Origin of the sequence: Shewanella sp. 10N.286.45.A1, from assembly GCF_041470405.1 — a bacterium.
Lineage (GTDB): Bacteria > Pseudomonadota > Gammaproteobacteria > Enterobacterales > Shewanellaceae > Shewanella.
The window spans coordinates 1-1,181 of sequence record NZ_JBFRMK010000270.1; the positions used below are offsets into that span (position 1 = coordinate 1).

1 protein-coding gene is annotated in these 1,181 nt (G+C 44.5%); it reads right to left on the reverse strand.

Going from position 1 to position 1,181, the window contains the following annotated elements:
• Nucleotides 1–141 precede the first annotated feature (141 nt).
• Nucleotides 142–1,181: AbgT family transporter (locus AB4238_RS18200; protein ID WP_372034721.1), on the reverse strand; the 1,040-nt coding region annotated here is incomplete at its 5' end.

Below are 1,181 nucleotides of genomic sequence, written 5' to 3' on the forward strand. Positions count from 1 at the left end.
AAACAACCGTGAAAGGTCAGCAGCCCCTAGCAGATGAGTACCACCAAACTGATCTCAAGCCTAAACAAAAAAGACCAAGTTGAATCAACTTGGTCTTTCAGGTACTTATTCAGCATTTAGCTTTACCGTTGCTTGCAGCCTCTACAGGCCGTAGCTATAACTAGAGCCTAACCCCAATGGCAAACCTATTGACCAGTAAAGTAGTAGCCAAGCACTCCAAATTGCCATCAACGCCAAACTAAACGGCAGCATCATTGAGATGAGTGTACCGATACCTATGTTCTTCACATAACGCTGGCAATACACCACCACTAGCGGGAAGTAAGGCATCAAAGGTGTGATGATATTCGAGCTTGAATCTCCAACCCTATACGCTGCTTGAGATAAGTCAGGACTGATATTAAGCTGCATCAACATCGGCACTAGCACAGGCCCTATTAACGCCCATTTAGCAGATGATGAACCTACAAATAAGTTAACAAAACCAACCAAGATTATCATACCGACCACAGTGACTTCGGCTGGTAAGTTGAGTGCTTTAAGGCCGCTTGCCCCCTCTACGGCAATTAATGCTCCTAGGTTCGATGCCGAAAAGGCGGCAACAAACTGCGCACAGAAAAAAGCCATCACTATGTAGTGCGACATGCCGTTCATCGACTTTGACATCGCCTGAACCACATCGCTAGAGTTCTTAAAACTACCAGTAATATAGCCGTATACTAGACCCGGTAACATGAAGAAAATAAAGATTAACGGCACAATCGATTGCATTAACGGTGCACTAAAGCTAGTAAGTGAACCATTACTATCTCTAAGTGTGGAGTTCTCTGGGAAGGTCAAAGAGAAGAAGCCTACGATGGCAATTAACATCACCAACGATGCACTTCTAAATGCTTTCATCTCTGTGGGTGTAACCTCATCCATCGCAGGCAGATCTACTTCATCACGATTAACTTTGTGAGTACGATTAAGTCTAGGTTCAAGAACTTTATCGGTTAACCACCAAATAAGCAGCGTAATAGGAATACAAGATGAAGCAGCAAAAAACCAGTTATTCAGCGGGTTAACCGTAATGCTTGGATCAACAATCTGCGCCGCCGACTGAGTAAAGCTTTGCAGAAGTGGATCGATGCCCGACGGAATAAAGTTAGCGCAGAAACCACCCGATACGCCAGCAAAGG